Origin of the sequence: Streptomyces sp. SID14478 (assembly GCF_010548525.1) — a bacterium.
Classification (GTDB): Bacteria; Actinomycetota; Actinomycetes; order Streptomycetales; family Streptomycetaceae; genus Streptomyces.
On the sequence record NZ_JAAGMG010000143.1, the window covers coordinates 12,357 to 36,216 of the forward strand.

The 23,860-nt window shown below is 71.1% G+C and carries 25 protein-coding genes; 15 read left to right on the forward strand and 10 right to left on the reverse strand.

Translation table 11 applies throughout. The features are described from left to right. Positions 1–6: 6 nt before the first annotated feature. Positions 7–1,611, reverse strand: coding sequence for a hypothetical protein (locus tag G3I40_RS05625; protein ID WP_239091563.1), 1,605 nt, complete (start codon positions 1,609–1,611; stop codon positions 7–9). Then, positions 1,553–2,878 carry a glycosyltransferase family 4 protein gene (locus tag G3I40_RS05630; RefSeq protein ID WP_164301042.1) on the reverse strand — a complete coding sequence of 442 codons (1,326 nt, stop codon included), beginning with the start codon at positions 2,876–2,878 and terminating at the stop codon, positions 1,553–1,555. The genes G3I40_RS05625 and G3I40_RS05630 overlap by 59 nt, the downstream gene beginning before the upstream one ends. A 199-nt stretch (positions 2,879–3,077) precedes the next feature. On the opposite strand from G3I40_RS05630, the gene G3I40_RS05635 reads away from it, so the two are divergent. From G3I40_RS05635 to G3I40_RS05645, 3 genes are read left to right on the forward strand one after another with little or no spacing between them, the layout of a single operon-like run. Further along, positions 3,078–3,773, forward strand: coding sequence for a response regulator transcription factor (locus tag G3I40_RS05635; RefSeq protein WP_164301071.1), 696 nt, complete (start codon positions 3,078–3,080; stop codon positions 3,771–3,773). Beyond that, complete coding sequence (locus G3I40_RS05640) at positions 3,770–5,194, forward strand: HAMP domain-containing sensor histidine kinase (RefSeq protein WP_164301043.1); 1,425 nt, start codon at positions 3,770–3,772, stop codon at positions 5,192–5,194. The genes G3I40_RS05635 and G3I40_RS05640 overlap by 4 nt, the downstream gene beginning before the upstream one ends. Positions 5,195–5,200: 6 nt before the next feature. Then, positions 5,201–5,539 (forward strand): hypothetical protein, encoded by a 339-nt coding sequence (locus G3I40_RS05645; protein ID WP_164301044.1) that lies wholly within the window; start codon positions 5,201–5,203, stop codon positions 5,537–5,539. A 67-nt stretch (positions 5,540–5,606) separates the two neighbouring features. Here the strand turns inward: G3I40_RS05645 and G3I40_RS05650 are convergent, their stop codons facing one another. Next, complete coding sequence (locus G3I40_RS05650) at positions 5,607–6,206, reverse strand: hypothetical protein (protein WP_203643503.1); 600 nt, start codon at positions 6,204–6,206, stop codon at positions 5,607–5,609. Between the two features lie 260 nt (positions 6,207–6,466). Here G3I40_RS05650 and hemL point away from each other — a divergent pair, with 260 nt between their 5' ends. From hemL to ccsB, 7 genes are all read left to right on the forward strand, one after another. Further along, positions 6,467–7,792, forward strand: a complete 1,326-nt coding sequence (gene hemL / locus G3I40_RS05655) for a glutamate-1-semialdehyde 2,1-aminomutase (RefSeq protein WP_164301045.1) — start codon at positions 6,467–6,469, stop codon at positions 7,790–7,792. Then, positions 7,789–8,505 (forward strand): histidine phosphatase family protein, encoded by a 717-nt coding sequence (locus G3I40_RS05660; protein WP_164301046.1) that lies wholly within the window; start codon positions 7,789–7,791, stop codon positions 8,503–8,505. Before hemL ends, G3I40_RS05660 begins: the two co-directional genes overlap by 4 nt. Positions 8,506–8,660: 155 nt before the next feature. Beyond that, positions 8,661–9,920 carry a hypothetical protein gene (locus G3I40_RS05665; RefSeq protein ID WP_164301047.1) on the forward strand — a complete coding sequence of 420 codons (1,260 nt, stop codon included), beginning with the start codon at positions 8,661–8,663 and terminating at the stop codon, positions 9,918–9,920. A 66-nt stretch (positions 9,921–9,986) separates the two neighbouring features. Continuing rightward, entirely contained in the window at positions 9,987–10,607 is a 621-nt protein-coding gene (locus G3I40_RS05670) for a TlpA disulfide reductase family protein (RefSeq protein WP_164301048.1), read from the forward strand. Between the two features lie 45 nt (positions 10,608–10,652). Further along, on the forward strand, positions 10,653–11,390 hold the full coding sequence (locus G3I40_RS05675) for a cytochrome c biogenesis protein CcdA (protein ID WP_164301073.1): 738 nt from the start codon (positions 10,653–10,655) through the stop codon (positions 11,388–11,390). A gap of 3 nt (positions 11,391–11,393) precedes the next feature. Then, on the forward strand, positions 11,394–13,103 hold the full coding sequence (locus G3I40_RS05680) for a cytochrome c biogenesis protein ResB (RefSeq protein ID WP_164301049.1): 1,710 nt from the start codon (positions 11,394–11,396) through the stop codon (positions 13,101–13,103). Then, positions 13,100–14,191, forward strand: coding sequence for a c-type cytochrome biogenesis protein CcsB (gene ccsB, locus G3I40_RS05685; RefSeq protein ID WP_164301050.1), 1,092 nt, complete (start codon positions 13,100–13,102; stop codon positions 14,189–14,191). The genes G3I40_RS05680 and ccsB overlap by 4 nt, the downstream gene beginning before the upstream one ends. Before the next feature lie 153 nt (positions 14,192–14,344). Here the strand turns inward: ccsB and G3I40_RS05690 are convergent, their stop codons facing one another. From G3I40_RS05690 to G3I40_RS05710, 5 genes are all read right to left on the reverse strand, one after another. Continuing rightward, entirely contained in the window at positions 14,345–14,938 is a 594-nt protein-coding gene (locus G3I40_RS05690; protein ID WP_164301051.1) for a TetR/AcrR family transcriptional regulator, read from the reverse strand. Positions 14,939–15,182: 244 nt separating this feature from the next. Then, the gene (locus tag G3I40_RS05695; protein ID WP_164301052.1) at positions 15,183–16,151 is read right to left on the reverse strand and encodes a zinc-binding dehydrogenase; all 969 of its coding nucleotides are present in this window, start codon (positions 16,149–16,151) and stop codon (positions 15,183–15,185) included. A 111-nt stretch (positions 16,152–16,262) separates the two neighbouring features. Beyond that, complete coding sequence (locus G3I40_RS05700; protein WP_164301053.1) at positions 16,263–16,712, reverse strand: nucleoside deaminase; 450 nt, start codon at positions 16,710–16,712, stop codon at positions 16,263–16,265. 15 nt (positions 16,713–16,727) lie between these two features. After that, positions 16,728–18,122, reverse strand: coding sequence for a cytosine permease (locus tag G3I40_RS05705; RefSeq protein ID WP_164301054.1), 1,395 nt, complete (start codon positions 18,120–18,122; stop codon positions 16,728–16,730). 84 nt (positions 18,123–18,206) lie between these two features. Beyond that, positions 18,207–18,596 (reverse strand): PLD nuclease N-terminal domain-containing protein, encoded by a 390-nt coding sequence (locus G3I40_RS05710; protein WP_164301055.1) that lies wholly within the window; start codon positions 18,594–18,596, stop codon positions 18,207–18,209. An 88-nt stretch (positions 18,597–18,684) separates the two neighbouring features. Here G3I40_RS05710 and G3I40_RS05715 point away from each other — a divergent pair, with 88 nt between their 5' ends. The 3 genes from G3I40_RS05715 (at position 18,685) to G3I40_RS05725 (ending at position 21,753) form a co-directional block, all read left to right on the forward strand. Then, positions 18,685–20,139, forward strand: coding sequence for a menaquinone biosynthesis decarboxylase (locus G3I40_RS05715; RefSeq protein WP_164301056.1), 1,455 nt, complete (start codon positions 18,685–18,687; stop codon positions 20,137–20,139). Next, entirely contained in the window at positions 20,136–21,041 is a 906-nt protein-coding gene (gene mqnP, locus G3I40_RS05720) for a menaquinone biosynthesis prenyltransferase MqnP (protein WP_164301057.1), read from the forward strand. Before G3I40_RS05715 ends, mqnP begins: the two co-directional genes overlap by 4 nt. A 133-nt stretch (positions 21,042–21,174) precedes the next feature. Further along, positions 21,175–21,753, forward strand: coding sequence for a Uma2 family endonuclease (locus G3I40_RS05725; protein ID WP_164301058.1), 579 nt, complete (start codon positions 21,175–21,177; stop codon positions 21,751–21,753). Here the strand turns inward: G3I40_RS05725 and G3I40_RS05730 are convergent. Then, complete coding sequence (locus G3I40_RS05730; protein WP_164301059.1) at positions 21,701–22,327, reverse strand: rhomboid family intramembrane serine protease; 627 nt, start codon at positions 22,325–22,327, stop codon at positions 21,701–21,703. The genes G3I40_RS05725 and G3I40_RS05730 overlap by 53 nt on opposite strands. A 95-nt stretch (positions 22,328–22,422) precedes the next feature. On the opposite strand from G3I40_RS05730, the gene G3I40_RS05735 reads away from it, so the two are divergent. Beyond that, on the forward strand, positions 22,423–23,103 hold the full coding sequence (locus G3I40_RS05735; RefSeq protein ID WP_164301060.1) for a UbiX family flavin prenyltransferase: 681 nt from the start codon (positions 22,423–22,425) through the stop codon (positions 23,101–23,103). Here G3I40_RS05735 and G3I40_RS47890 read toward each other — a convergent pair. Beyond that, positions 23,100–23,234 (reverse strand): hypothetical protein, encoded by a 135-nt coding sequence (locus G3I40_RS47890; protein ID WP_275410146.1) that lies wholly within the window; start codon positions 23,232–23,234, stop codon positions 23,100–23,102. The two genes, G3I40_RS05735 and G3I40_RS47890, sit on opposite strands and share 4 nt — an antisense overlap. A gap of 148 nt (positions 23,235–23,382) precedes the next feature. Between G3I40_RS47890 and G3I40_RS05740 the strand changes: the two genes are divergently transcribed. Continuing rightward, entirely contained in the window at positions 23,383–23,838 is a 456-nt protein-coding gene (locus G3I40_RS05740; RefSeq protein ID WP_164301061.1) for an Lrp/AsnC family transcriptional regulator, read from the forward strand. The last annotated feature ends 22 nt before the right edge of the window (positions 23,839–23,860 follow it).

Consider the following 23,860-nt stretch of genomic DNA (forward strand, 5'->3'; position numbering starts at 1 on the left):
CGCCCCTTAAGGATTCAGCAGCTGCAACCGGTACGGCGCCGGCGCCTTCCATGCCGTCCAGCCGTCGGTGTGCGGCAGTTCGTAGGGGGTCCAGCCGCGCGCGTACTTCGGGGGTCGCTTGCCCGCCTCGGTGAGGACGGCCGTGGGGACGCGTGCGGAACGGCGCAGGAGATCGCTGCGGGTCGTGGAGGCGTTGTTGCCCTGGGTCTGCGCCGAGGCGCAGCCCGCCGCGTAGCCGACGGGCAGCGCGCGCGGCCCCGTGACCAGGCAGGGCGGGGTGACGCCCATCGCGTGCAGGCCGCGCGCCGCCGCGACGTAGCGGGCGTCGGTGCGTGCCGTCGAGGCCACCTCGCGGTGCAGCACGACGTACTGGGAGGCGAGCTGGAGGGCGATCAGCGTGACCGCGGCGATCGCCAGGCGGCGCGGGCGGCGCATCCGGCGCAGCAGCACCGCGACAGGCAGCGACAGCAGCGCGTAGGCCGGGAGCAGGAAGCGGGGCGCGGAGTAGCCGATGAGCAGGACGTACGGGACGGCGAGCGCGGCGGCGCAGGCGACCGGCACGACGGTCGGGGCGACGGGGCGTACGCGGCGTTCGCGCAAGGTGACGTAGAGCGCGGCCGCGACCAGCACGGGCAACGCCAGCCACCACAGGGCGAGTTCGGGGTGGGCCGGATGGCCTGCCGTGCACGGGCGGCACAGCAGCGGGCCGTTGACGGCGCGCCAGGCCGTGCCGAGGTTCAGGTGCAGGCCCATGTCGCCCTCGGTGGCGCTGGACACGCGCAGCCGCTCGGGCACCCCGCCCCAGCGGACGTACGCCTCCGCGATCCACTGGGCGAGGCCCGCGGCCAGGCCCGCCGCGAGATAGGGCAGGGTGCGCCGCCTGTCCCGTACGACCAGGGCGGTCACGGCCAGGGGCAGGACGAGCCAGGCGGCGTCCGGCGCCCGGAACAGGGCCACCGCCGCGACGCACAGCGCCGGCTGCCAGGTGCCGCCGCGCAGGAACCAGCCGACCGCGCCGACCGCGCCGAACGCCACCCACAGGTTGGGCATCGCCATCGCACCGGACAGCACCGTGATCCACAGCCCGGCGAACAGCAGTGCCGCGAACGCCGTCGTGCGCGCGCCGACCAGCGGGCGCCACACGCGGAACGCGGCGTAGAGCGCGGCCGACGACAGCACGGCGAGGACGCCCCGCAGGACGACGGTGGAGTCGGTGGCCGCGACGAGGGGAGCCGTCAGCAGGCTCGTGCCGCGCGAGCGGGGTGCGCTGAAGAACGCGGCCGGATTGCGGGGGTCGTACTGGGACACGTACACGGCCTCGTCCCAGCCGAGACCGTGCCCCAACTGGGTGACTACCAGAGCGAGTTGGGTCAGGCAGTAGAGGGTGGCGACGAGCGCGAGGCCGCCGTCGGGGTGCCGGGCGGGCAGGGAGGCGGACCGCCGCCGACTGTGTCGGTCCGCCTCCCCGCCCAGGGGAGCCCGCCACCACCGGGGCCCGGGGGCCGTGGAGGACCCGGGTGGCGCGGGCGTACGGGAGGGCACCGCGCGCCGCCTAGGAACGTCCGGGCTGCGCGGCGCCCTGCGTAGGGGCATGGCTGTGTCGTCGGTCATGCGGTGTCCCCCCTGGACCGCCGCCCGGGCGCGGTCGACGCACCGAACGGGCCTTTCTGCGCGCCCAGTTGGTCACCCGGGCGCGGAACCGTTGCCATGCACGACGTCTGCGCGTCACCCGGAGTTCCCCGAACAGACGGTCGTAGCGGGCCACGATCGGCTCCGCGTCGAAGCGCCGGGCCGAGGCGAGCGCCGCCGCGCCCAGCTCCTTGCGGGCCACCGGGTCCTCGATCAGCTCGACCATCGCCTCGGCGAGCGCGCGGGCGTCGCCGACCGGGACGAGCCGCCCGTCGACGCCGTCCGTGATGATCTCGGCGGGGCCGAGCGGTGCGTCGGTGCTGATCACCGGCACCCCGCAGCGCATCGCCTCCACCAGCGTCATCCCGAACGACTCCGCGTCCGAGGCGCTCACCACGAGCGAGGCCTTGGCGAACTCCGGCTCGATCGGCGAGACCGTGCCCATGAGCCGGGCCCGGCCGGTCAGCCCGAGCCCGCGCACGAGCGCCCGCAGACGCGGCTCCTGCGCGCCGCCGCCGTAGATCCGCAGCTCCCAGTCCGGTTCCTTCGCGGCGACCGCGGCGAACGCCTCCAGGAGCAGGTCGTAGCGCTTGCCGGGAGCGAGCCGCCCCGCCGCCGCGATGACCTTCGAGGTGCCGTCCGAGGGCGGGCCCGGGGCCGGGGGCACGATGTTCGGCACGGCCAGCACGCGTACGCCCGGCAGCGCCATCCGCTTCCGGTAGACCGCCGCGTCCGCCTCCGTCATCGTCACGAGGGCGTCGAGCTCCCGGTAGCGCTGCGCGAGGACCGTCAGCAGCTTCTTGCCGTGCGCGTCGTGGCGCAGGTGCTCCTGGCCGACGCGCAGCGCGCCGCGAGGACCCCACAGCGCCAGATAGACGTTGATGCCGGGCCGGGTGCCGACGACGACGTCCGCGTCGCAGCGCTCCTCCAGGTACGCGCGCACCCGCTGGTCGTGCAGGAGCGTGTACTGCTTGTACCGCTTCTCGGCGGCCGGGAAGTCCCGCGACGGCTTCCCGTACGCGTCCTGCCGGGTGTCGGCGCTGCCGGCCCGCGTGTCGACCAGCGGTACGAGGGAGATCCGCGGGTCGAGCGCGAACCGCGGGGTCTCGCGGTGCCGGGACATCGACACGATCTCCACCGTGTGTCCGGCGGCCCCGCCGTGCTCCGCGAGCGCGGCGGCGAGGTTGAGCGTGGTGCGCACCGTCCCGCCGACGGCGTACGCGTTGTGCAGCAGGAACACGATCTTCATAGGTAGTGCCTTCCCCGGCGGGCGACCGGCGCGGACCCGCACATCCCTTCACGTACGGGCACAGCCTGCTCGGGGCAGGTAAGCCGCCGTTCCGCACCGGGTGAGAGGCGGGTAAGAAGCCCATTGGCCGACGGCCGATCAGGGGATGCGCCCAGGTGGGCGGGGCACACTGGGCAGCGTGTCGGAACCTGCTGCCCCCGTGCCCACCGTGCTGCTCGCCGAGGACGACCGTGCGATCCGCAACGCACTGGCGCGCGCCCTGACCCTGGAGGGGTACGCCGTCACGGCCGTCGCCGACGGGGTGGAGGCGCTCGCCGCGGCCCACCGCGGCAGGCCCGACATCGTCGTCCTCGACGTGATGATGCCGGGCGTCGACGGCCTGCAGGTGTGCCGGGTGCTGCGCGCCGAGGGCGACCGCACGCCGATCCTGATGCTGACCGCCCTGGTGGAGACCCCGGACCGGATCGCGGGCCTGGACGCGGGCGCCGACGACTACGTGGTCAAGCCGTTCGACGTGGAGGAGGTGTTCGCGCGGCTGCGCGCCCTGCTGCGCCGCGCCGTCCCCCCGGAGCCGGCGGCCGGGTCCGCCGACGGGAACCGGATCACCGCCGCCGACCTGTGCATCGACCCGCAGGCCCGCCGTGCCTGGCGCGGCGCCCGTGAGCTGGAGCTGACCCGCACCGAGTTCGACCTGCTGGAACTGCTGGCCCGCAACTGCGGCATCGTCCTCGACCACGCCACGATCTACGACCGCATCTGGGGCTACGACTTCGGCCCCGGCTCGAAGAACCTGGCGGTGTACGTCGGCTACCTGCGCCGCAAGGTGGACGAGCCGGCGGGGCTCCCGCTGATCCACACCGTCAGGGGCGTGGGCTACGTCCTGAGGCAGGGATGACGCCCCAGGCGCCCCGGAGCCTGCGCGCCAAGCTGGCCGTCTCCTTCGCGGCGGTGGCCGCGGGCGTCACCGCCCTGGTCGGCTTCCTCTCCTACGACGCGGCGGCCCGTCTGGTCCGCGTCGACCAGCAGGCCGTCTTCGACGCGGTGGTCCACGACCTGCGCGGCCAGGTGCGGCAGCAGAGGCTCGCCCCGGACGACTTCACCTCCGGCGACGGGGACCACGACGGGCCGCGCGAGGACCTGACCCGCCCGGCCGGCACCGTCGTCCAGGTCCTCGGCCCCGGCGGCACGGTCCTCGACGCGGGCGGCCCGAAACTCCCGGTCCCCGCCGCGGCCCGCGGGATCGCGGACGCGGACACCGCGGGCACGGCCGCCGAGGACGACGACGTGGAGATCGACGACGACGCGTACCGGACGGCGACCGTCGCGCTCGGCGACGGGCGGGGCGCGGTGCAGGTCGCGCAGGAGTTCAGCGACACCGAGGACCTGCTGCGGGAACTGCAGAAGCGGACCGTCCTGTTCGCCGCCGCGGTGGTGGTCGCGGCGGGCCTCTTCGGCTGGTGGCTGGCGCGCCGGATCACCTCCCGCCTGGTCCGGCTCGCGCAGAGCGCCGAGGTCGTCGCGTCCACCGGGCGGCTCGACGTCGCGGTGCCGGTCGCGGGCCGCGACGAGGTGGGCAGCCTGGGGCGTTCCTTCGACCGGATGCTGGGGCGGCTCGCCCGTTCCGTGGAGGACCAGCGGCGCCTGGTGCAGGACGCGGGCCACGAGCTGCGTACGCCGCTCACCTCGCTGCGCACGAACATCTCCCTGCTGCGCCGCATCGAGGAGCTGCCGCCCGCGGCCCGCGAGGAGCTGGTCGCGGACCTCGCCGAGGAGTCCCGTGAACTGACCGACCTGGTCAACGAGTTGGTGGACCTCGCGGCCGGCAAGGAGGACGACGAGCCGGTCGTCGCGCTGGCCCTCGCGCAGACCGCCGAGGACGTCGCGACACTGGCCAGGCGCCGCACGGGCCGGACGATCACGGTGCGCGCCGAGGGGGACACGACGATCGCGGGACGCCCGGCCCAGCTCCAGCGGGCCCTGACGAACCTGGTGGACAACGCCGCCAAGTTCGACGCGGGCGGCACCGGTCCGATCGAGATCGCGGTCACCCGTTCCTCGGGCGGCGTCCGCGTCGAGGTCCTGGACCGCGGCCCCGGGCTCGACGAGGGCGACATGGACCGCGTCTTCGACCGCTTCTACCGCGCCCCGTCCGCCCGCAGCCTGCCCGGCTCGGGGCTCGGCCTGTCGATCGTGCGGGAGGTCGCGGCCGGGCACGACGGGGTGCCGTTCGCGGCGCGGCGGGCGGGCGGGGGAGCGGTGATCGGCTTCACGGTCAGGGGAGTGGGGGGTGACGGTACGGGGCGCGGCGGCAGGTGACGGCCGGTGGGCGGCCGGGTTTCCGGGGCGGGAAAGCGGCAGCGGGCCGCCCGCGACTCGGTGAACGGCGCGGACGCCGTCGCCGCCGAGCTGCACCTGCCCGACCTCGCCGCCGCCGCGCACGCCGCGTTCGTCCACGGCACGGACCTGGTCCTCGCCGGATGCGGAATCCTCGCCCTGCTCGCGGCCGTCGCGGCGGCACTGTTCCTGCCGCGCGGGAAGTCCGCGAGTGATGCGGCACTGGGTGGAGGGCGACGGGAAGGAGGACCCTATGGCGCTCTACGACCGCCATCTGCCGCTGCTGTCCCAGGGGTTCACTTTCTGATCGCCCGCCGACCGGGATGATCCCCGGGCGTTTCTCCGGGCGTCCGTCCGCGCCCCCGCCGCCGTGCGCAGCGGGTCCGCAGGCGCCTCACGGCCAGACGAGGCAGTACGCCTGATGTCCCGCGTCGTGCAGACGGTGGCTGAAGTCCTGCCATTCGTGCAGGAGTTGGTACACGTTGAACGCGTCGCGCGGGCCGCCGCGGTCGGGGACCGTGGACCAGATGAACGCCGCGGCGCCGACGGACTCCTCGCCCACCCCGCGCAGCGGGTCGACGACGGTCATCGGCAGCTTCACGACGGCGTAGTCGGGGTGCAGGACGACCAGTTCCAGCGGGGGCACCTTGTGCAGGGGTATGCCCTCGATGCCGGTGAGGACCATCGCGGCCATCGTCTCCGGCTTGATCTTGGTGAACATGCCGCCCATGCCCAGCTCGTCCCCGCCGAGCTCCTCGGGGCGCATGGAGATCGGGACGCGGGCCGCCGTGGCGCCGTCGGGCGCGCCGAAGTATTTGTACGTCACCCCCACCCGGCCACCATTCCCGCTGTCCCCGCTGCCTGTGCCGTCCGTAGTCCGCTGGATGCGGGCTGCTGTGTCCTCGTGGCCCTCGCGTCGGTGCTTACCCCGCCGGGCACGCCGGGGGCCCAGGTCGTCGGTCCCCTCGCCCAGTCCGCCGCCACCGCGATGCATATCTCCACCCGACTGCTGTTCTCAGGGCGCAACGCCCTTTTCTAGGCCGCACGACCGCCGACGCGCAACCCGATCATCGTGTCAGTGACCTCCCCCACGGTCACCCGCCGAAACGTCTCGGTGAACAACTGCGCGAGAGGTTGGCCCCCGCCCGCACGGATTCCGTACCGCGCCCCCGACACTCGTCCCGACAGCCAGAGTCTAGGGGGCGGCGGGTCCGCGCGGAGGGGGCCGAGGAGACGGGCCGTACGCTGAGAGGCATGGCAGAGGCGAACAACACCCCCTATCCCTATGAGGCACCCGTTTCGCAGGGGCTCTTCGACCGTGCGTCGCAGGTCACGCCCGGTGGCGTGAACTCCCCGGTGCGCGCGTTCCGCGCCGTGGGCGGTTCACCCCGTTTCATGGTGTCCGGCACCGGCCCGTACCTCACGGACGCCGACGGACGCGAGTACGTGGACCTCGTGTGCTCGTGGGGGCCGATGATCCTCGGCCACTCCCACCCCGAGGTCATCGCGGCCGTCCAGGAGGCCGTCGCGCGCGGCACCTCCTTCGGCACACCGGGCGAGGGCGAGGTCGCCCTCGCGGAGGAGATCGTCGACCGGATCGCCCCGGTCGAGCAGGTCCGGCTGGTGTCCTCCGGCACGGAAGCCACCATGTCGGCGATCCGGCTCGCCCGCGGCTTCACCGGCCGCGCCAAGGTCATCAAGTTCGCGGGGTGCTACCACGGGCACGTCGACGCGCTGCTCGCCGCGGCCGGCTCCGGCGTCGCCACGCTGGGCCTGCCGGACACCCCGGGCGTCACCGGCGCCCAGGCCGGCGACACGATCGTCCTGCCGTACAACGACATCGAGGCCGTCCGCGCCGCGTTCGCCGCGCACCCCGGCCAGATCGCCTGCGTCATCACCGAGGCCTCGCCCGGCAACATGGGCATCGTCCCGCCGCTGGACGGCTTCAACGCCGGGCTGAAGGCGGTCTGCCAGGAGAACGGCGCGCTGTACATCTCCGACGAGGTCATGACCGGCTTCCGTACGTCGAGGGCCGGCTGGTTCGGCGTCGACGGCGTCGTGCCCGACCTGATGACGTTCGGCAAGGTCATGGGCGGCGGCTTCCCGGCCGCGGCCTTCGGCGGGCGCGCCGACGTCATGGCGCACCTCGCCCCGGTCGGCCCCGTCTACCAAGCGGGCACCCTGTCCGGGAACCCGATCGCCACCGCCGCGGGCCTCGCCCAGCTGCGCCTCCTCGACGACGCCGCGTACGCGAAGGTCGACGCGGTGAGCGAGCAGCTGCGCGGCCTCGTCGGCGAGGCGCTCACCAAGGAAGGCGTCGCGCACGTCGTGCAGAACGCCTCCAACATGTTCTCCGTCTTCTTCACGGACAAGCCCGTGCGGAACTACGAGGACGCGAAGGCGCAGGAGTCCTTCCGCTTCACCCCGTTCTTCCACTCGATGCTGGCGCAGGGCGTCTATCTCCCGCCGTCCTCCTTCGAGTGCTGGTTCGTCTCGACCGCCCACGACGAGCGGGCGGTCGAGCGCATCGCCGCCGCGCTCCCGGCTGCCGCGCGTGCGGCTGCGGAGGCCACGGCATGAGCAACGAGTCCCCGAGGACCCCCGAGTCCCTGACGTCCGACAGCGACATCACCGTCGTCCACCTCATGCGCCACGGCGAGGTGCACAACCCGGAGGGGATCCTGTACGGGCGGCTGCCCGACTACCACCTCTCCGAGCTGGGGCGGCAGATGGCCGACCGGGTCGCCGAGCACCTGGCCCCGCGGGACATCACGCACGTCGTGGCCTCCCCGCTGGAGCGGGCGCAGGAGACGGCGACGCCGATCGCCAAGGCGCACGGCCTCGACCTGAACAGCGACGGGCGGCTCGTCGAGGCGGGCAACGTCTTCCAGGGCAAGACCTTCGGCGTCGGTGACGGCGCGCTGAAGAACCCGGAGAACTGGAAGCACCTCGTCAACCCGTTCAAGCCGTCGTGGGGCGAGCCCTACATCGAGCAGGTCGTGCGGATGATGGGCGCGCTGGACGCCGCCAAGGACGCGGCGCGCGGACACGAGGCGGTGTGCGTCAGCCACCAGCTGCCGATCTGGATCGTGCGCAGCTTCGTCGAGAAGCGCCGCCTGTGGCACGACCCGCGCAAGCGGCAGTGCACGCTCGCCTCGCTGACGACGTTCACGTACCGGGGCGACAAGATCGTCTCCGTCGGGTACACCGAGCCCGCGCGTGACCTCGTCCCCGCTCATCTCCTGGCGGGGGCCAAGCCGGTCAAGGGCAAGGACAAGGCGTTCGGCGCCTGAGCCCGAGGGCGTGCGGGGCCGTCGAACGGCGGCCCCGCACCCGCCCCTCCAAAGCACCGCAAATACATCTGACTTGTCGGAACCCGCGTGTTCGTCGAGCCCTCTGACTGTGTGCCCACCATGAATGGGTGCAGGGCACGACGAATGGGGACGATATGCGCGATGTCAGTCGTAGGGGACTTCTCGGTCTGGGAGCCGGGGTGGCGGCCGCCGCCGCGCTCGCCGGGTGCGGATCGGGCGACACTCCGACTGTCTCGCCCGGCAAGCAGGGCCGCCCCGGTCACCCGGGCCCGCCCCGGCACCCGGTCGGCCGCCCCATCGGCGACGGCTCGACCTCGTACACCGGCAAGCAGCCGCACCAGCCCGCCGCACCCGAGAAGCTCGAACCGGGCCAGAAGCCCCCGCAGTTCGTGATCTTCTCCTGGGACGGCGCGGGCGAGGTGGGCAACGGTCTGTTCCCGCGCTTCCTCCAACTCGCCGAGGACCACGGCGCGCACATGACCTTCTTCCTGTCCGGCCTGTATCTGCTGCCGGAGTCGAAGAAGCGCCTCTACCACGGGCCCAACAACATGGTGGGCGCCTCCGACATCGGCTACCTCACCGACGCCCACATCAAGGAGACGCTGAAGAACGTGCGGCGGGCCTGGCTCGACGGGCACGAGATCGGCACGCACTTCAACGGGCACTTCTGCGCGGGCACCGGCACCGTCGCCAACTGGACCCCCGCGCAGTGGCGCAGCGAGATCGACCAGGCCAAGTCCTTCGTGAAGCAGTGGCGCACGAACACGGGCTGGACGGACCTGCCCTCGCTGCCCTTCGACTACGACAAGGAACTCATCGGCGGCCGCACCCCGTGCCTGCTCGGGCAGAGCGGTCTGCTGCCCACCGCCCGCGAGCTCGGCTGGCGCTACGACGCCTCCTCGCCCGGTGGCAGGCAGCGCTGGCCGGACAAGAAGCAGGGGGTGTGGGACCTGCCGCTGCAGGCCGTCCCCTTCCCCGGGCGCAGCTTCGAGGTCCTGTCGATGGACTACAACATGCTGGCGAACCAGTCCCACAACTCCACGAAGGCGCCCGCCTACAACTACCCGGCCTGGCGCAAGCAGTCCACCGAGGCGTACATCGCGGGATTCAAGCGGGCGTACGAGACGAACCGGGCACCCTTCTTCATCGGCAACCACTTCGAGCAGTGGAACGGCGGGATCTACATGGACGCCGTCGAGGAAGCGCTCAAGCACATCGCGGCCACCGCCGAGAAGCACGGCGACGTGCGCCTCGTCTCCTTCCGGCAGTACGTCGACTGGATGGACGCCCAGGACCCGAAGGTGCTGGACAAACTGCGCACTCTGGACGTCGGGCAGCGGCCTGCGCAGGGCTGGCGGGAGTTCACCTCGGGGCAGGGTGCAAACCCCTCCTGAAGTGGGCTTTTCCCTCGCCGAGGGGGGTGCGGAAGATCCCCTAAACAGACATGCGAAACTTTTCACATGAGTGCCGCCTGCCGCGCCCCCCGCACCTCCGCGACCACGCGCCGCGCCGCCAAGCTGACCGTAGGAGCCGCCGTCGCGGCCCTGGCGCTGACGGCGTGCGGTTCGGGCGGCACCTCCGGGGGCGGCAACAACACCAACTTCGTGACCAATTCGGGCGGAATCGCCACCGTCAAGAAGGGCGAGCGCCACGACGCCCCCGACCTGACGGGCAAGGACCTCGAAGGCAAGCCGATCGACCTCGCCGACTACAAGGGCAAGGTCGTCGTCCTCAACGTCTGGGGCTCCTGGTGCTCGCCCTGCCGGGCCGAGGCACCGAACCTGGTGAAGGTCGCACACGAGAACAAGAGCAAGAACGTGCAGTTCATCGGGATCAACACCCGGGACACCAACACCAGCCCCGCCAAGGAGTTCGAGAGGGGCTTCGGCGTGGAGTACCCGAGCTTCTACGACCCGACGGGCAAGCTGCTGCTCAAGTTCAAGAAGGGCACGCTCAACCCGCAGGCCATCCCCTCGACGATCGTGATCGACCGCGACGGGAAGATCGCCGCACGCGCCCTGAAGGCGCTGAGCACCAACAGCCTGCGGGAGATGCTCGATCCCGTGGTCGCGGAGAAGTGAGCGACGGTGTCCCCCACGCTTGTCACCACCCTCGCCGCTGACGGAATGAACGACACCGTCTTCAGCGGTGCGCTGATCCTGGCCATCCCGGTCGCCGTCCTCGGCGGACTGGTCTCCTTCTTCTCCCCGTGCGTACTGCCGCTCGTGCCCGGCTATCTGTCCTACGTCACGGGCGTCACCGGTACCGATCTGATGGAACAGCGGCGCGGCCGGATGGCGGCGGGCGCCAGCCTGTTCGTCCTCGGCTTCACCGTCGTGTTCGTCTCGGGCGGCGCACTGTTCGGCTTCTTCGGCGCGACGCTGCAAGAGCATCAGCGCATCCTGAGCAAGGTGCTCGGCGTGCTCATGATCCTCATGGGCGTGTTCTTCATGGGCCTGATGCCCTGGATGACCCAGCGCGAGTTCCGCATTCACAAGAAGCCCGCTGCCGGACTGATCGGCGCCCCCTTGCTCGGGGCCCTGTTCGGTATCGGCTGGACCCCGTGCATCGGCCCGACCCTCGGCTCCGTGATCATCCTGTCCCAGGACCAGGGCAGCGCCGGGCGAGGGGCCATACTGACGGTCGCGTACTGCCTCGGCCTCGGCGTCCCCTTCGTGCTCGCCGCGATCGCCTTCCGCAAGGCGCTCGGCGCCTTCGGGTGGGTCAAGCGGCACTATGCCTGGGTGATGCGCATCGGCGGCGTCATGATGATCCTGACCGGGATCCTCCTGCTCACCGGGGTGTGGGACACCCTCGTGCAGCAGATGCAGACCTGGTCCTCCGGCTTCCAGGTGGGAATCTGATCTATGAGCAAGACGAACACCCCTGAGGGCACGGAGTCCACGGAGCAGGAAGCCGGGGCCCAGCTCAGCACGGCTCCCGTCGAGGACCGGGGCCCCACCCTTCCGCGGCTCGGTGTCATCGGGTGGGTCCGCTGGTTCTGGCGGCAGCTCACCTCGATGCGGGTCGCCCTGATCCTGCTGTTCCTGCTGTCGCTCGGCGCCATCCCCGGCTCGCTGATCCCGCAGTCCGGGACCGACCCGCTCAAGGTCACCGACTTCCAGAAGGCGCACACCACGCTCGGGCCGCTCTACGAGAAGCTCGGCCTCTTCCACGTCTACAGCTCGGTGTGGTTCTCCGCGATCTACATCCTGCTGTTCGTCTCCCTCATCGGCTGCATCGTGCCGCGCACCTGGCAGTTCGTCGGCCAGCTGCGCGGCCGCCCGCCGGGCGCCCCCAAGCGCCTCAGCCGCCTTCCCGCGTACGCGACCTGGCGCACCGAGGCCGACCCGGAACAGGTGCGCACCGCCGCGCTCGCGATGATGAAGAAGCGCCGCTACCGCGCGCACCTCGCGGGCAACGCGGTGGCCGCCGAGAAGGGCTATCTGCGCGAGGTCGGCAACCTGGCCTTCCACATGGCGCTGATCGTGATGCTGATCGCCTTCGCCTGGGGCCAGCTCTTCAAGTTCGAAGGGGGCAAGCTCGTCGTCGAGGGCGACGGCTTCTCCAACGTGCTGCCGCAGTACGACGACTTCAAGTCCGGCAACCTCTTCGACAGCGACCGCGACCTGTCGCCGTTCAGCTTCACGCTCGACAAGTTCACCGCGACGTACGCGCGCACCGGTCCGGAGAAGGGCACCCCGCGCACCTTCCGCGCCGACGTCTCCTACAACCAGGGCGCCGACGGCACGTCGAAGAAGACGTCCATCAAGTCCAACCACCCGCTGGACATCGACGGCACCAAGATCTTCCTCAACGGCCACGGGTACGCCGTCAACGTCACCGTCCGCGACGGCAAGGGCAAGGTCGTCTCCCAGCAGGCCGTGCCGATGCTGCCGCTCGACTCCAACATCTCGTCCCAGGGCGCGATCAAGGTGATGGACGGCTACCGCAACGCGCAGGGCAAGAAGGAACAGCTCGGCTTCAGCGCCTGGTTCGTGCCGACCTTCGCGGGCGCCGGCAAGGGCACGATGTTCTCCCAGTTCCCCGCCCTGGACTTCCCCGTCCTCGCGCTCAACGCGACGCACGGCGACCTCGGGGTGGACGCGGGCCTGCCGCAGAACGTGTACCAACTGGACACCTCTCACATGAAGGCGTTCAAGGACTCCCAGGGCAAGCCGCTCAAGTCGCGCCTGCTGCCCGGCGAGACGATGAAGCTGCCGAACGGGGCGGGCTCCATCACCTTCGACAAGAACATCAGCGAGTGGGTCACCTTCCAGATCTCCCACCAGCCCGGTGACACCTGGGCGCTGGGCGGTGCGCTGGCCGCGATCTTCGGTCTGGCCGGTTCCCTGTTCATCCAGCGCCGCCGCGTCTGGGTGCGTGCCGTCGAGGGCCCCGACGGCGTGACCGTCGTCGAGATGGCCGGCCTCGGCCGCAGCGAGTCCGCGAAGCTTCCCGAGGAGCTGGGCGATCTGGTCGGCCAGCTGCACGCCCAGGCGCCCAGCGCCCCCGAACCCGAACCCTCCACCTCACCCACTGCTGTTCCTGCCGCCGAAGGGGCTGAGACGAAGTGATTCTCGCCGCCGCAACCAATGAGAACCTGGCGCACACCAGTAACGTCCTCATCTACTCGTCCATGGCCGTGTATCTGCTGGCGTTCTTCGCGAACATGGCCGAGTGGATCTTCGGCAGCCGCAGCAAGGTCGGCCGCACCGCCGCCGCCCTGACCACGAACGCCGAGGCCGGCGCCGCCGCGTCCGCCGTGAAGATCCAGGTCAAGCAGAAGAACGGGGGCACCGCCGTACTGGAGCGGCCGCAGGTCGTCACGCGGGCCGCCGCCGGTGCGCGCGACGTGCCGGACGGGCCGGGTGCCTCCGGCGGGGACGAGCAGGGCGACCTCTACGGGCGTATCGCCATCTCGCTGACGATCCTTGCGTTCCTCATCGAGTTCTCCGGTGTGCTCACGCGTGCGCTGTCCGTGCAGCGCGCGCCGTGGGGCAACATGTACGAGTTCAACCTGACCTTCTCCACCGTCGCCGTGGGCGTGTACCTCGCGCTGCTCGCGCTGAAGAAGAACGTCCGCTGGCTCGGCCTTCCGCTGGTCACCACGGTCCTCCTCGACCTCGGTCTCGCTGTCACTGTCTTGTACACCGCCAGCGACCAGTTGGTTCCCGCTCTTCACTCGTACTGGCTGTACATCCACGTCTCGACGGCGATCTTCTGCGGCGCGGTCTTCTACGTCGGCGCGGTCGGCACGATCCTGTACCTCTTCAAGGACAGCTACGAGAACAAGCTCGCGAACGGCGGCACGCCCGGCAGGTTCGCGACCTCCGTCCTGGAGCGGCTGCCCGCCTCGCAGTCCCTCGACAAGTTCGCCTACCGCGTGAACGCGGCCGTCTTCCCGCTGTGGACGTTCACGATCATCGCGGGCTCCATCTGGGCCGGCGACGCGTGGGGCCGCTACTGGGGCTGGGACCCCAAGGAGACCTGGTCGTTCATCACCTGGGTCGCGTACGCCGCCTACTTGCACGCACGGGCGACCGCCGGCTGGAAGGGCCGCAAGGCCGCCTACCTGGCCCTGATCGCCTTCGGCTGCTGGATCTTCAACTACTACGGCGTGAACATCTTCGTGACCGGCAAGCACTCCTACGCCGGGGTCTGAGCCACGCCACGCAGCTGACCGCCCAACGGCGAAGGCCGGTTCCCCGACGCATCCGTGATGCGGACGACGGGAACCGGCCTTCGCCGTACGGCACGTATGCCGTTCGGGCCCGTATCCCGTATATAGCGGGCCGCGCGTTCCCGGAGCCGGGGCTCAGGCGGCGACGGAGCGCCAGATCCGCTCGGGCAGGAGGTGCGCGGCCTGGTCGAGGTCGATGTCGCCGACCCCGGCCAGCCAGCTGCGGGCCACCCCGATGACCGGGCCCAGGATCATCGCCTCCAGCAGCGGCTCGGGCAGCGCGGCCAGTTCGCCCGACGCGACGTGTCCGCGGACCCATTGCGTCAGCGGGGACAGCCGCGCCTCCTGGGCGTCCCGCAGTTGCCGGGCCTGCGTCATCGTCAGCCGGTCGGCGCGCGAGGAGTGCAGCAGCCGGGCCGCGTCCGGGTGGTGCGAGAGGAACGCCAGATACGCCCGGGTGAGTGCGCGGATGCCGTCGCGGGCGCTGCGGGCGTGGGCCAGCGGCGGGCCCAACTCGCCCAGGAGACGGCCGAGCCAGCGCATCAGCAGCGCGTTCATCAGCCCGTCGACGCTGCCGAAATGGTGGTACAGGCTGCCGGGACTGACCCCGCTCTCCTTGGTCAGGGCGCTGACCGTGATGCCCGCCTCGCCGCCGTCGGCGTAGAGGCGAAGGGCGGTGTCGAGGAGGCGGTCGGAGGTCTCGGCGCCGCGTGCCTGCTTGGGGGTCATGGTGACTCGCTCACGGTGACTTGCTCATGGGGACTCGCGCATGGGGACTCGCTCATGGGGCCGCCGGCCCGGAAACGCGGCGTAGAACGCCTGGTTCCGTTCGTGGTTTCTATAGTGATTTTCTAGAAAAGTATTCCAGTTCTAGGCCTTCGCGCGCCACACTGGTCACCGTGCCCGCACATCCGAGGGCCGTCGAGCGGCACGGGGGACCGCTCGACGGCCCGCCGCGGGGGACGGCGCGGAGCTACTGCGCCACCCGCAGCAACAGCTTCCCCGTACTGGTCCGCGACGCGATGAGCCGGTGCGCCTCGGCCGCGTCCCGCAGGGCGAACTCGGCGGTGACCGGCAGCTCGATGCCCGGTACGGCGAAGGCCCGTTCGGCGAGCGCCCGCAGCTCCCCGGGAGCGGTCCTGGCCAGCGTGAGGATCGAGAAACCGCTCACCGAGAGCGCCGTCGGGTACAGCTCGGGCTGGCCCACCTGCCAGGCCGGGGCGGACGAGGCGTTGCCGAAGGAGACGAGCCGGCCGAAGACCGCGAGCGCGCCGAGCGACTCGCGCAGGGCGTCGCCGCCGACCGGGTCGAGCGCCAGGTCCACCCCGCGGCCGCCGGTCAACTCCCGTACGGCCGAGCCGAATCCGTCGGTCAGCACCACGTCGTCGTAGCCGTACTTGCGCGCGTACTCCGCCTTGGCCGCGCCGGACACCACCCCGATGACCCGTCCCGCCCCCGCGGCCCGCGCCAACTGCCCGGCCACCGTGCCGACTCCGCCCGCCGCGCCCTGCACCAGCACGCTCTCGCCGGGCTGCAGCCGCCCCACCGAGTGCAGCAGCGCGTACGCCGTCGGCAGCACGGTCGGCAGCGTGGCGGCGGTGCGCAGGGTGAGGCCGGCGGGCAGCGGGAAGACCGTGACGGCGTCGGCCACGACGACCTCCGCGTACGCACCGCCCTCGGTCAGCGCGGCCACCTCCTGGCCGACGGCGAGGCCCTCGACGCCCGTGCCCAGCGCGCGGATCCGGCCGGACACCTCCAGACCGGGGACGAAGGGCAGGGCCGGCACCCGGTAGCCCTCGGCGCGCGCCTTGATGTCGGCGAAGTTCACCCCGGCGTACGCGACGTCGATCGCCACCTGGCCGGGCCCGGGGGCGGGGACGTCCACGTCCACCGCCGTCAGGACCTCGGGACCGCCGTACTCGTCGAACCGCACCGCACGCATGGCGTACACCTCCGCAGACGCGAGTGTTCGCCGCGAAGCGAACACCTGACGTCGCCGACTGTACGACGCGAAGCGAACACTCGGCAACAGGCGGAGGCGGGGCGGGCCGGGTTACTCGCCGATGTCCTCGTTCCACAGCTCCGGCTTGGCCGCGATGAAGTCCTCCATCATGGCCACGCACCCGGGGTCGTCGAGCAGCACGATCTCGACGCCGTGCTCGGCCAGCCAGTCGTGCCCGCCGTGGAAGGTGCGCGCCTCGCCGATGATCACGCGCGAGATGCCGAACTGCCGCACCAGACCGGAGCAGTACCAGCAGGGGCTGAGCGTGGTCACCATCGTGGTGCCCTTGTACGAGCGCTGCCGGCCGGCGTTGCGGAACGCGTCGGTCTCGCCGTGCACGGACGGGTCCGCGTCCTGCACGCGCCGGTTGTGACCGCGGCCGAGGACCGTGCCGTCGGCCGAGTACAGGGCGCCGCCGATCGGGATGCCGCCCTCGGCGAGACCGGCCCTCGCCTCCTCGACGGCGGTGGCGAGCCAGGTGCGGGCGAGATCGAGATCCATGACGTACGGCCTTTCTTACGGAAGGGGGTTCGTGGTGTCGCGCCGGCGCAGCAGCGCGTACAGGAGGGCGCCGAGCGCGAAGCCGACCGGGCAGGTCAGGTCGCCGACGCCCGGCCACTGCGACGGTACCCAGCCGACGAACACGGTCTGGTTGGAGAACAGCGGCACCGACACCGCGACGCCGGCGAGCAGCGCGACCAGGCCCGCGGGACTGGTGAACGTGCGGTCCTGGAGCCGGGCGGCGAGCGCGTCGGCGGACAGCGCGCGCAGCCGGTGCTCCATCAGGACGACGCCGAGCCAGGGCGCGATCCAGTACGCGATGACGAGCAGGAAGTTCTCGAAGGCGTGGCCCGCGTCGGCGAGCGAGGCCCAGCCGGCGGCGGTGCCGACGGCGCCGACGAACGCGACGAGCGAGGCGCGGCCCAGCCGGCTCGGCAGGGGGAGCGACAGGGAGGACAGGGAGACGGCCGCCGAGTAGACGTTCAGGGTGGACGCGGCCATGGCGCCGAGGACGATCGCGACGAGGGTGAGGTTGCCGAGCCAGCCAGGGAGGTGGCCGGTGAAGGCATCGGTGGGGCTCGCCCCGGCGGGCGCGGCGAGGGTGCCCGAGGCCGCGCCGATCACGGACACCACGGCGACCGACACGAACAGGCCGAGGCCCGAGTACCAGGCGGTGGCGCGGCGCGGGGTGTCGGCCGGCAGATAGCGGGCGTAGTCGGCGGCGCACGGATTCCATCCGGCGGTGAACCCGAAGACGGCGCTGAAGGCGAGCATGAACCCGCCGAACCCGCCGCCGGATCCGGACCCTTCGAGGGGCGCGCCCTTGAAGATCCACACCCCGGCGAGCAGGAAGATCACGGCGAGGACGGGGAAGGCGTACCGCTCGAAGCGGTGCACCAGGTCATGGCCGACGTACCCGATGACGACCTCGAGGACGACGAGGATCAGCAGGCTCGGCAGCGGGGCGAGTCCGGTCAGCGAATTGAGCGCGAAGGCGCCGCCGACGCTGTTCACGGCGAACCAGCCGACGCCCGAGACCAGCGCGTTGACCGCGGACGGCAGGGCGTTGCCCCGGTACCCGAAGGAGAGCCGGCCGATCACCATCTGCGGGACGCCGAAGCGCGGCCCGTCCGTGGAGAGCACCCCGTGCGCCAGCGAGCCGAGCCCGGCGCCGAGCACCAGTGCGGCGGCGGCCTGCCAGAAACCCAGGCCGAACGCGGAGACCGACAGCACCCCGATGAACACCGTCGCGAACCCGACCTGGGGCGAGGCCCACGTCCAGAGCAACTGGCGCGGGCTGCCGTGGCGCCGCTCGTGCGGCACGGGTTCGGCCCCGTGCTCCTCGACGGCGATGAGCTTGTCGGGGCCGGTCGCGACGTCGGGCGCCGGGTCATGCGGGGGTCTGGACATGGCCTTCAGGGGGATGCGGTGGCGGAGGGAGGTGTTCCGCATCCAGTGTGCGGCACGCCGCCCGCGGGTCCGAGGGGCCCCGGCTCAGTCCGTGCCCTGCTCGCCCTCGCGGCGCCTGAGCTCCTCCTCGCGGCGCCGCAGGTCGGCTTCCCAGTCCTTGAGCTGCGCCTCGTCCTTCTTGTGCGCGTCGTCGAGGGAGGCCAGGAACTCGGGGTTGTCGTCCGGGGCGACGTACCGGGTGCGGTGGTCGCGGTGCCACGGCGCCGGCGCGGAACCGCCGGCGGGCGCCTGGCGCCGCTTGCCGGCCACCAGCCACGCGACCGGCCCGACGAGGACCTCGCCGAAGAGCAGGATGATGAGGACCCACACCACCTTGGGCAGGCCGCGGACCTCTTCCTCGGGCGTGTTCAGACAGTCGATGAACGCGTAGATCCACAGCGCCAGGACCAGCAGGAACGGCAGGTAGCGGAGCATGGTGTCGCGGTCCCCCAAGGAGCGGTACGGGGCCGCAGACGGCCCCCGGTGACCGGGCCAGGGTAGCGGTTGCCGGATACTGGAACGCATGGCTTACGACGATCTTCGCTCCCTGCTGAGGGCACTGGAGCGCGAGGGCGACCTCAAGCGCATCAAGGCCGAGGTCGACCCCTTTCTGGAGGTCGGTGAGATCGTCGACCGCGTGCAGAAGTCCGGCGGTCCGGCCCTGCTCTTCGAGAACGTGAAGGGCTCGGCGATGCCCCTCGCGATGAACGTGTACGGGACCGACCGGCGGCTGCTGAAGGCGCTCGGCCTGAAGGCGTACAGCGACATCAGCGAGAAGATCGGCGGGCTGCTCAAGCCCGAGCTGCCGCAGGGCTTCGTCGGCATCCGCGAGGCGTTCGGCAAGCTCGGCGCCATGACCCACGTGCCGCCGCGCAAGGTCAAGGACGCCCCCGTCCAGGAGGTCGTGCTCACCGGCGACGACGTCGACCTCGACCGGCTCCCGGCGCTGTTCACCTGGCCCGAGGACGGCGGCTCCTTCTTCAACCTGGGGCTGACGCACACCAAGGACCCGGAGTCCGGCGTGCGCAACCTCGGGCTCTACCGGCTGCAGCGCCACGACAAGCGCACCATCGGCATGCACTGGCAGATCCACAAGGACAGCCGCAACCACTACCAAGTGGCCGCCCGCAAGGGCGAGAAGCTGCCGGTCGCCATCGCCTTCGGGTGCCCGCCGGCCGTGACGTACGCGTCGACGGCGCCGCTGCCCGGCGACATGGACGAGTACATGCTGGCCGGGTTCATCCAGGGCAAGCGCGTCGAGATGGTCGACTGCAAGACGGTGCCGTTGCAGGTCCCGGCCAACGCGGAAGTCGTCATCGAGGGGTGGCTGGAGCCGGGCGAGATGCTCCCCGAGGGGCCGTTCGGCGACCACACCGGCTTCTACACGCCGCAGGAGCCGTTCCCCGCGCTGACGATCGACTGCGTCACGATGCGCAGGCGTCCGCTGCTGCAGTCCATCGTCGTCGGGCGGCCGCCGACCGAGGACGGCCCGCTCGGCCGGGCGACGGAGCGCTTCTTCCTGCCGCTGCTCAAGGTGATCGTCCCGGACATCGTGGACTACCACCTGCCGGAGTCCGGCGGCTTCCACAACTGCGCCATCGTCTCGATCGACAAGAAGTACCCGAAGCACGCGCAGAAGGTCATGCACGCCATCTGGGGCGCGCACATGATGTCGCTGACCAAGCTGATCGTCGTCGTCGACTCCGATTGCGACGTCCACGATCTTCATGAAGTCTCGTGGCGCGCGCTCGGGAACACGGACTACGCCCGTGACCTGACCGTCGCCGAAGGTCCCGTCGACCACCTCGACCACGCCTCCTACCAGCAGTTCTGGGGCGGCAAGGCGGGCATCGACGCGACGAGGAAGTGGCCCGAGGAGGGCTACACGCGGGACGGGGGCTGGCCCGAGATGGTCGTCTCCGACCCCCGAACGGCGGCCCTCGTGGACCGCCGCTGGAAGGAGTACGGACTCTCGTGAGCAGCGCTTCCGCAGCGATCCCGCAGCAGCCGGGCCGGACCAAGGCGTTCCTGCGCCTGGTCATGATCGAGCACTCGGTCTTCGCGCTGCCCTTCGCCTACACCGCGGCGCTGACCGCGATGTTCGAGCTGGACAAGAACATCCACTGGGGCCGGCTGCTCCTGGTCACCATCTGCATGGTGGGTCTGCGTACGTTCGCGATGGCGGCGAACCGGATCATCGACCGGGAGATCGACGCCCGCAACCCGCGCACCGCGCACCGCGAACTCGTCACGGGCGCGGTGTCGGTGAAGTCGGCGTGGACCGGCGCGCTGATCGCGCTGGTCATCTTCCTGGCGTCGGCCGCGCTCCTGAACCCGCTGTGCCTGGCGCTCGCGCCCATCGCGGTGATCCCGATGGTCGTCTACCCGTACGGCAAGCGGTTCACGAACTTCCCGCAGGCCATCCTCGGGCTCGCGCAGGCCATGGGGCCGATCGGCGCGTGGATCGCCATCACCGGGTCCTGGTCGTGGGACGCGGTGATCCTCGGTCTCGCCGTCGGCATCTGGATCGGCGGCTTCGACCTGATCTACGCGTGCCAGGACGTGGAGACCGACCGCGAGGTCGGCGTCATGTCGGTGCCGGCCCGCTTCGGCATCCCGGCCGCCATCTGGGGCGCGCGGGTCTGCCACTTCCTCACGACGGCCCTGTTCGTCTGGTACGCGCTGGCCACCGGCGCCGGCACCTTCTTCTGGGTCGGCCTGGTGATCGTCGCCGGGGCCTTCCTGTACGAGCACAGCATCGTCAAGCCGCACGACCTGTCCCGCCTCAACCGGGCGTTCTTCCAGGTCAACGGCTTCATCGGGATCGCCCTGTTCGTGTGCGCCCTGCTGGATCTGCTGGTGCGGGGGCTGACGGTTTAGTTGCCGGGGCGTGGGCCGGGACGCTCGGCGATGGATCACTTGCGGGTGAAGCCGCCGGGAAGGGCGGACGCACGGCCGTACGCGCTCGTGACGTGCGGCCTACCATCGAGAGCAGGACCCAGGGAGGGCCACCGTGACGACCACGGAAAGCGACCGCCTGCACTCGCAGCCCAGCCGGTTCGAGGACATGTTCCCCGGCTACCGCATGGAGATCGTCGAGGGCAACATCATGACGAGTCCGGTCAAGCCGCATCACGGGCAGACCATCCGCCTGGTCTGGAACGCGCTGGAGGCGCAGGTGGGCCCGGATTGGGGCTTTACCAGCGACGTGGCCTTCCCGTTCGACGACGAGAACGAGTTCTGCCCTGACCTGGCCGTCATCCCTGCGCCGGACGTCGAGAAGAACAAGAGCGCGTACTCTCCCGATCTCGTCGAGCTTGTCGTGGAAGTCGTTCCCAAGGGCAGTATCAAGCGCGATTACGAGATCAAGTCCCGCTGGTACGCCTCTCGCGGCATTGCCAACTACCTGATTCTCGATCCGCTCCAGGGCCACTGCGTGACCATGTGGAACCCTGGGCCGGACGGCTATCGGGGCCAGGACACCGTCCTGTACGGCACCGATGTTCGCGTGGACTCCCCGCTCGGTGCGTTGGTCATCGCTACAGCGCAGTTCCCCGTCGACCCTGGCGCACCCGCTCAGAACCGGGGCTAGTTCGCCGCAGCACGAACGCCGCCGCCACCCCCGCGACCAGCCCGATCAGGTGTCCCTGCCAGCTCACGCCGTCGTTCGTCGGGGACAGGCCCGCGAGGAACGTCGTGCCCCAGTACGCGGCCACCAGCACACCGACGACGATGCCGAGGGGGCGGCGCTCCACGAAACCGCTGAGCACGACGAAGCCGAACAGGCCGAATATCAGGCCCGACGCGCCCGCCGTGTTCGAGTGGGCGGGCGCCACCAGCCACACCCCGAGGCCGTCCGCGACGACGATCAGCGCACTGGCCAGCAGGAAGCGGCGGATGCCGGAGAGCGCCGCGATGAAGCCGAGGACGAGCAGCGGGATCGAGTTCGCCGCGACGTGGCCGAAGCCGAAGTGGATGAAGGACGCCGGGACGACGTCGACCAGCTCGGAGGGGTCGCGCGGCTGTATGCCGAAACTGTCGAGGGCGTGCCCCGACGCCGCGTCGACCGCTTCGAGCAGCCACAGCAGTGCCACCCAGCCGACCATCAGCTGACCGGCGGCCATCGCCCGCCCGGTCGTCCGTACCGCACCCGTGCCGTTCGCCATGTCAGCCCCCACCCCCATGGGCCCGCCTGTTACGGACCCAACGCCTACGGCCCCTGCGCAAGTTCCCATTGTGGGCCGCCGGATAGGCTCGTGGTGTGGAGCACGTCAACGCAAACAGCCGCACCCCCTGGGTCGTCGGGGTGTCCGGTGCGTCAGGGACCCCGTACGCCGCCTCGGTGCTGCGTGCGCTCCTCGCCGCGGGCGAGGCCGTGGACCTGGTCGTCTCGCGGGCCTCGCGGCTCACGCTGCTCGACGAGACCGGGATCTCGTTCCGGGACGCGCACTGGCGCGAGGACCTGAGGGAGTGGCTGGCGCGGGGCGCGGACGGCAAGCCGGGCACGTTCGGCGGCATCGACCTGAGCGACGTACGGCACTGGCCGGCGGGCGACCTGGCGGCCGGTCCGTCCTCGGGCTCGTACCCGGTCAAGGGCATGATCGTGGTGCCCGCATCGACGGCGTGCGTCGCGGGAGTGGCCCTCGGCCTGTCGAAGGACCTGCTGCAGCGCGCGGCGAGCGTGACGCTCAAGGAGCGGCGCACGCTGGTGGTGGCGGTACGGGAGACGCCGCTGAACGGGCAGACGCTCAAGCACCTCGTGACGCTCGACGAGGCGGGCGCTGTCGTGCTGCCCGCCTCGCCGGCGTTCTACGCGGGTGCGACGCACATCCAGGATCTCGTGGACTTCGTCGCGGGGCGGGCGCTGGACGCGGCGGGAGTGCCGCACACGCTGTACCGCCGTTGGGAGGGAGAGCTGGGGGGAGGCTCTCGTGAGCGTTAGCGCTTCTTGGCGCGGGCGGGCGACTGCTTGTTCGCGCGGCGCCCGGCGACGGCGGACTGGTGGACACGGGAACGATTGGCCTGGTCCTGCATCTCGCGCATGCGGGCGTAGGCCATCTCGATCGTGAACACGGTGACAACACTCCTGAAATTCGATGAATCGGCGGATCTTCGGTGATTCGCTGACTGAGCTTTAGATCTTGCGGGGTGTCATCCCCGCACGCCTTAGATTCTACACGTAAACTCGCGTCAACGCTGAATAATGAAAGGCTTTGGACCTATGGACGCCGTGGACAGGCAGCTCATCCAGGCCCTGCGCGAGAACGGCCGCGCCTCGTATGCGGAGTTGGGCCGGCTCGTCGGCCTGTCCGGGCCGAGCGTCACGGACCGCATCAACCGCCTGGAGGCGGCCGGGGTCATCACCGGCTACCGCGCCACCGTCGACTCCGCCTCGCTCGGCCTCGGTGTCACCGCGCTCATCGGCATCTCGCTCTCCGACGCCGCCGACCACGAGGACGTCGCACGCCGCCTGAAGGACCTGCACGAGATCGAGGACTGCTGGTTCATCGCGGGCGACGACTCCTACATGCTCAAGGTGCGCATCGGCGACGTCGACGGCCTGGAGAAGACCATCCGCCGCCTCAGCGGCACCAAGGGCGTCTCCCGCACGCGCACCACGATCGTGCTCTCCACGAAGTGGGAGAACAGGGTGGGTGAGCTCCCCGAAGAGGTGTGAGAAGCGCTGTCGGTGCGGGGGC

Coding starts and splice junctions, on each gene's coding strand:
- G3I40_RS05695 (WP_164301052.1), bottom strand. CDS start 16,151: ATGCGTGCGGTGCGGTTCGACGAGTACGGCGGTCCCGAGGTCCTGACG.
- G3I40_RS05680 (WP_164301049.1), top strand. CDS start 11,394: ATGAGCAAGACGAACACCCCTGAGGGCACGGAGTCCACGGAGCAGGAA.
- G3I40_RS05625 (WP_239091563.1), bottom strand. CDS start 1,611: ATGACCGACGACACAGCCATGCCCCTACGCAGGGCGCCGCGCAGCCCG.
- G3I40_RS05740 (WP_164301061.1), top strand. CDS start 23,383: ATGGACGCCGTGGACAGGCAGCTCATCCAGGCCCTGCGCGAGAACGGC.
- G3I40_RS05670 (WP_164301048.1), top strand. CDS start 9,987: ATGAGTGCCGCCTGCCGCGCCCCCCGCACCTCCGCGACCACGCGCCGC.
- G3I40_RS05710 (WP_164301055.1), bottom strand. CDS start 18,596: ATGCTCCGCTACCTGCCGTTCCTGCTGGTCCTGGCGCTGTGGATCTAC.
- G3I40_RS05730 (WP_164301059.1), bottom strand. CDS start 22,327: ATGGCGAACGGCACGGGTGCGGTACGGACGACCGGGCGGGCGATGGCC.
- G3I40_RS05640 (WP_164301043.1), top strand. CDS start 3,770: ATGACGCCCCAGGCGCCCCGGAGCCTGCGCGCCAAGCTGGCCGTCTCC.
- G3I40_RS05665 (WP_164301047.1), top strand. CDS start 8,661: ATGCGCGATGTCAGTCGTAGGGGACTTCTCGGTCTGGGAGCCGGGGTG.
- G3I40_RS05705 (WP_164301054.1), bottom strand. CDS start 18,122: ATGTCCAGACCCCCGCATGACCCGGCGCCCGACGTCGCGACCGGCCCC.
- G3I40_RS05700 (WP_164301053.1), bottom strand. CDS start 16,712: ATGGATCTCGATCTCGCCCGCACCTGGCTCGCCACCGCCGTCGAGGAG.
- G3I40_RS05715 (WP_164301056.1), top strand. CDS start 18,685: ATGGCTTACGACGATCTTCGCTCCCTGCTGAGGGCACTGGAGCGCGAG.
- hemL (WP_164301045.1), top strand. CDS start 6,467: ATGGCAGAGGCGAACAACACCCCCTATCCCTATGAGGCACCCGTTTCG.
- G3I40_RS05660 (WP_164301046.1), top strand. CDS start 7,789: ATGAGCAACGAGTCCCCGAGGACCCCCGAGTCCCTGACGTCCGACAGC.
- G3I40_RS05630 (WP_164301042.1), bottom strand. CDS start 2,878: ATGAAGATCGTGTTCCTGCTGCACAACGCGTACGCCGTCGGCGGGACG.
- G3I40_RS05690 (WP_164301051.1), bottom strand. CDS start 14,938: ATGACCCCCAAGCAGGCACGCGGCGCCGAGACCTCCGACCGCCTCCTC.
- G3I40_RS05675 (WP_164301073.1), top strand. CDS start 10,653: ATGAACGACACCGTCTTCAGCGGTGCGCTGATCCTGGCCATCCCGGTC.
- G3I40_RS05650 (WP_203643503.1), bottom strand. CDS start 6,206: ATGCATCGCGGTGGCGGCGGACTGGGCGAGGGGACCGACGACCTGGGC.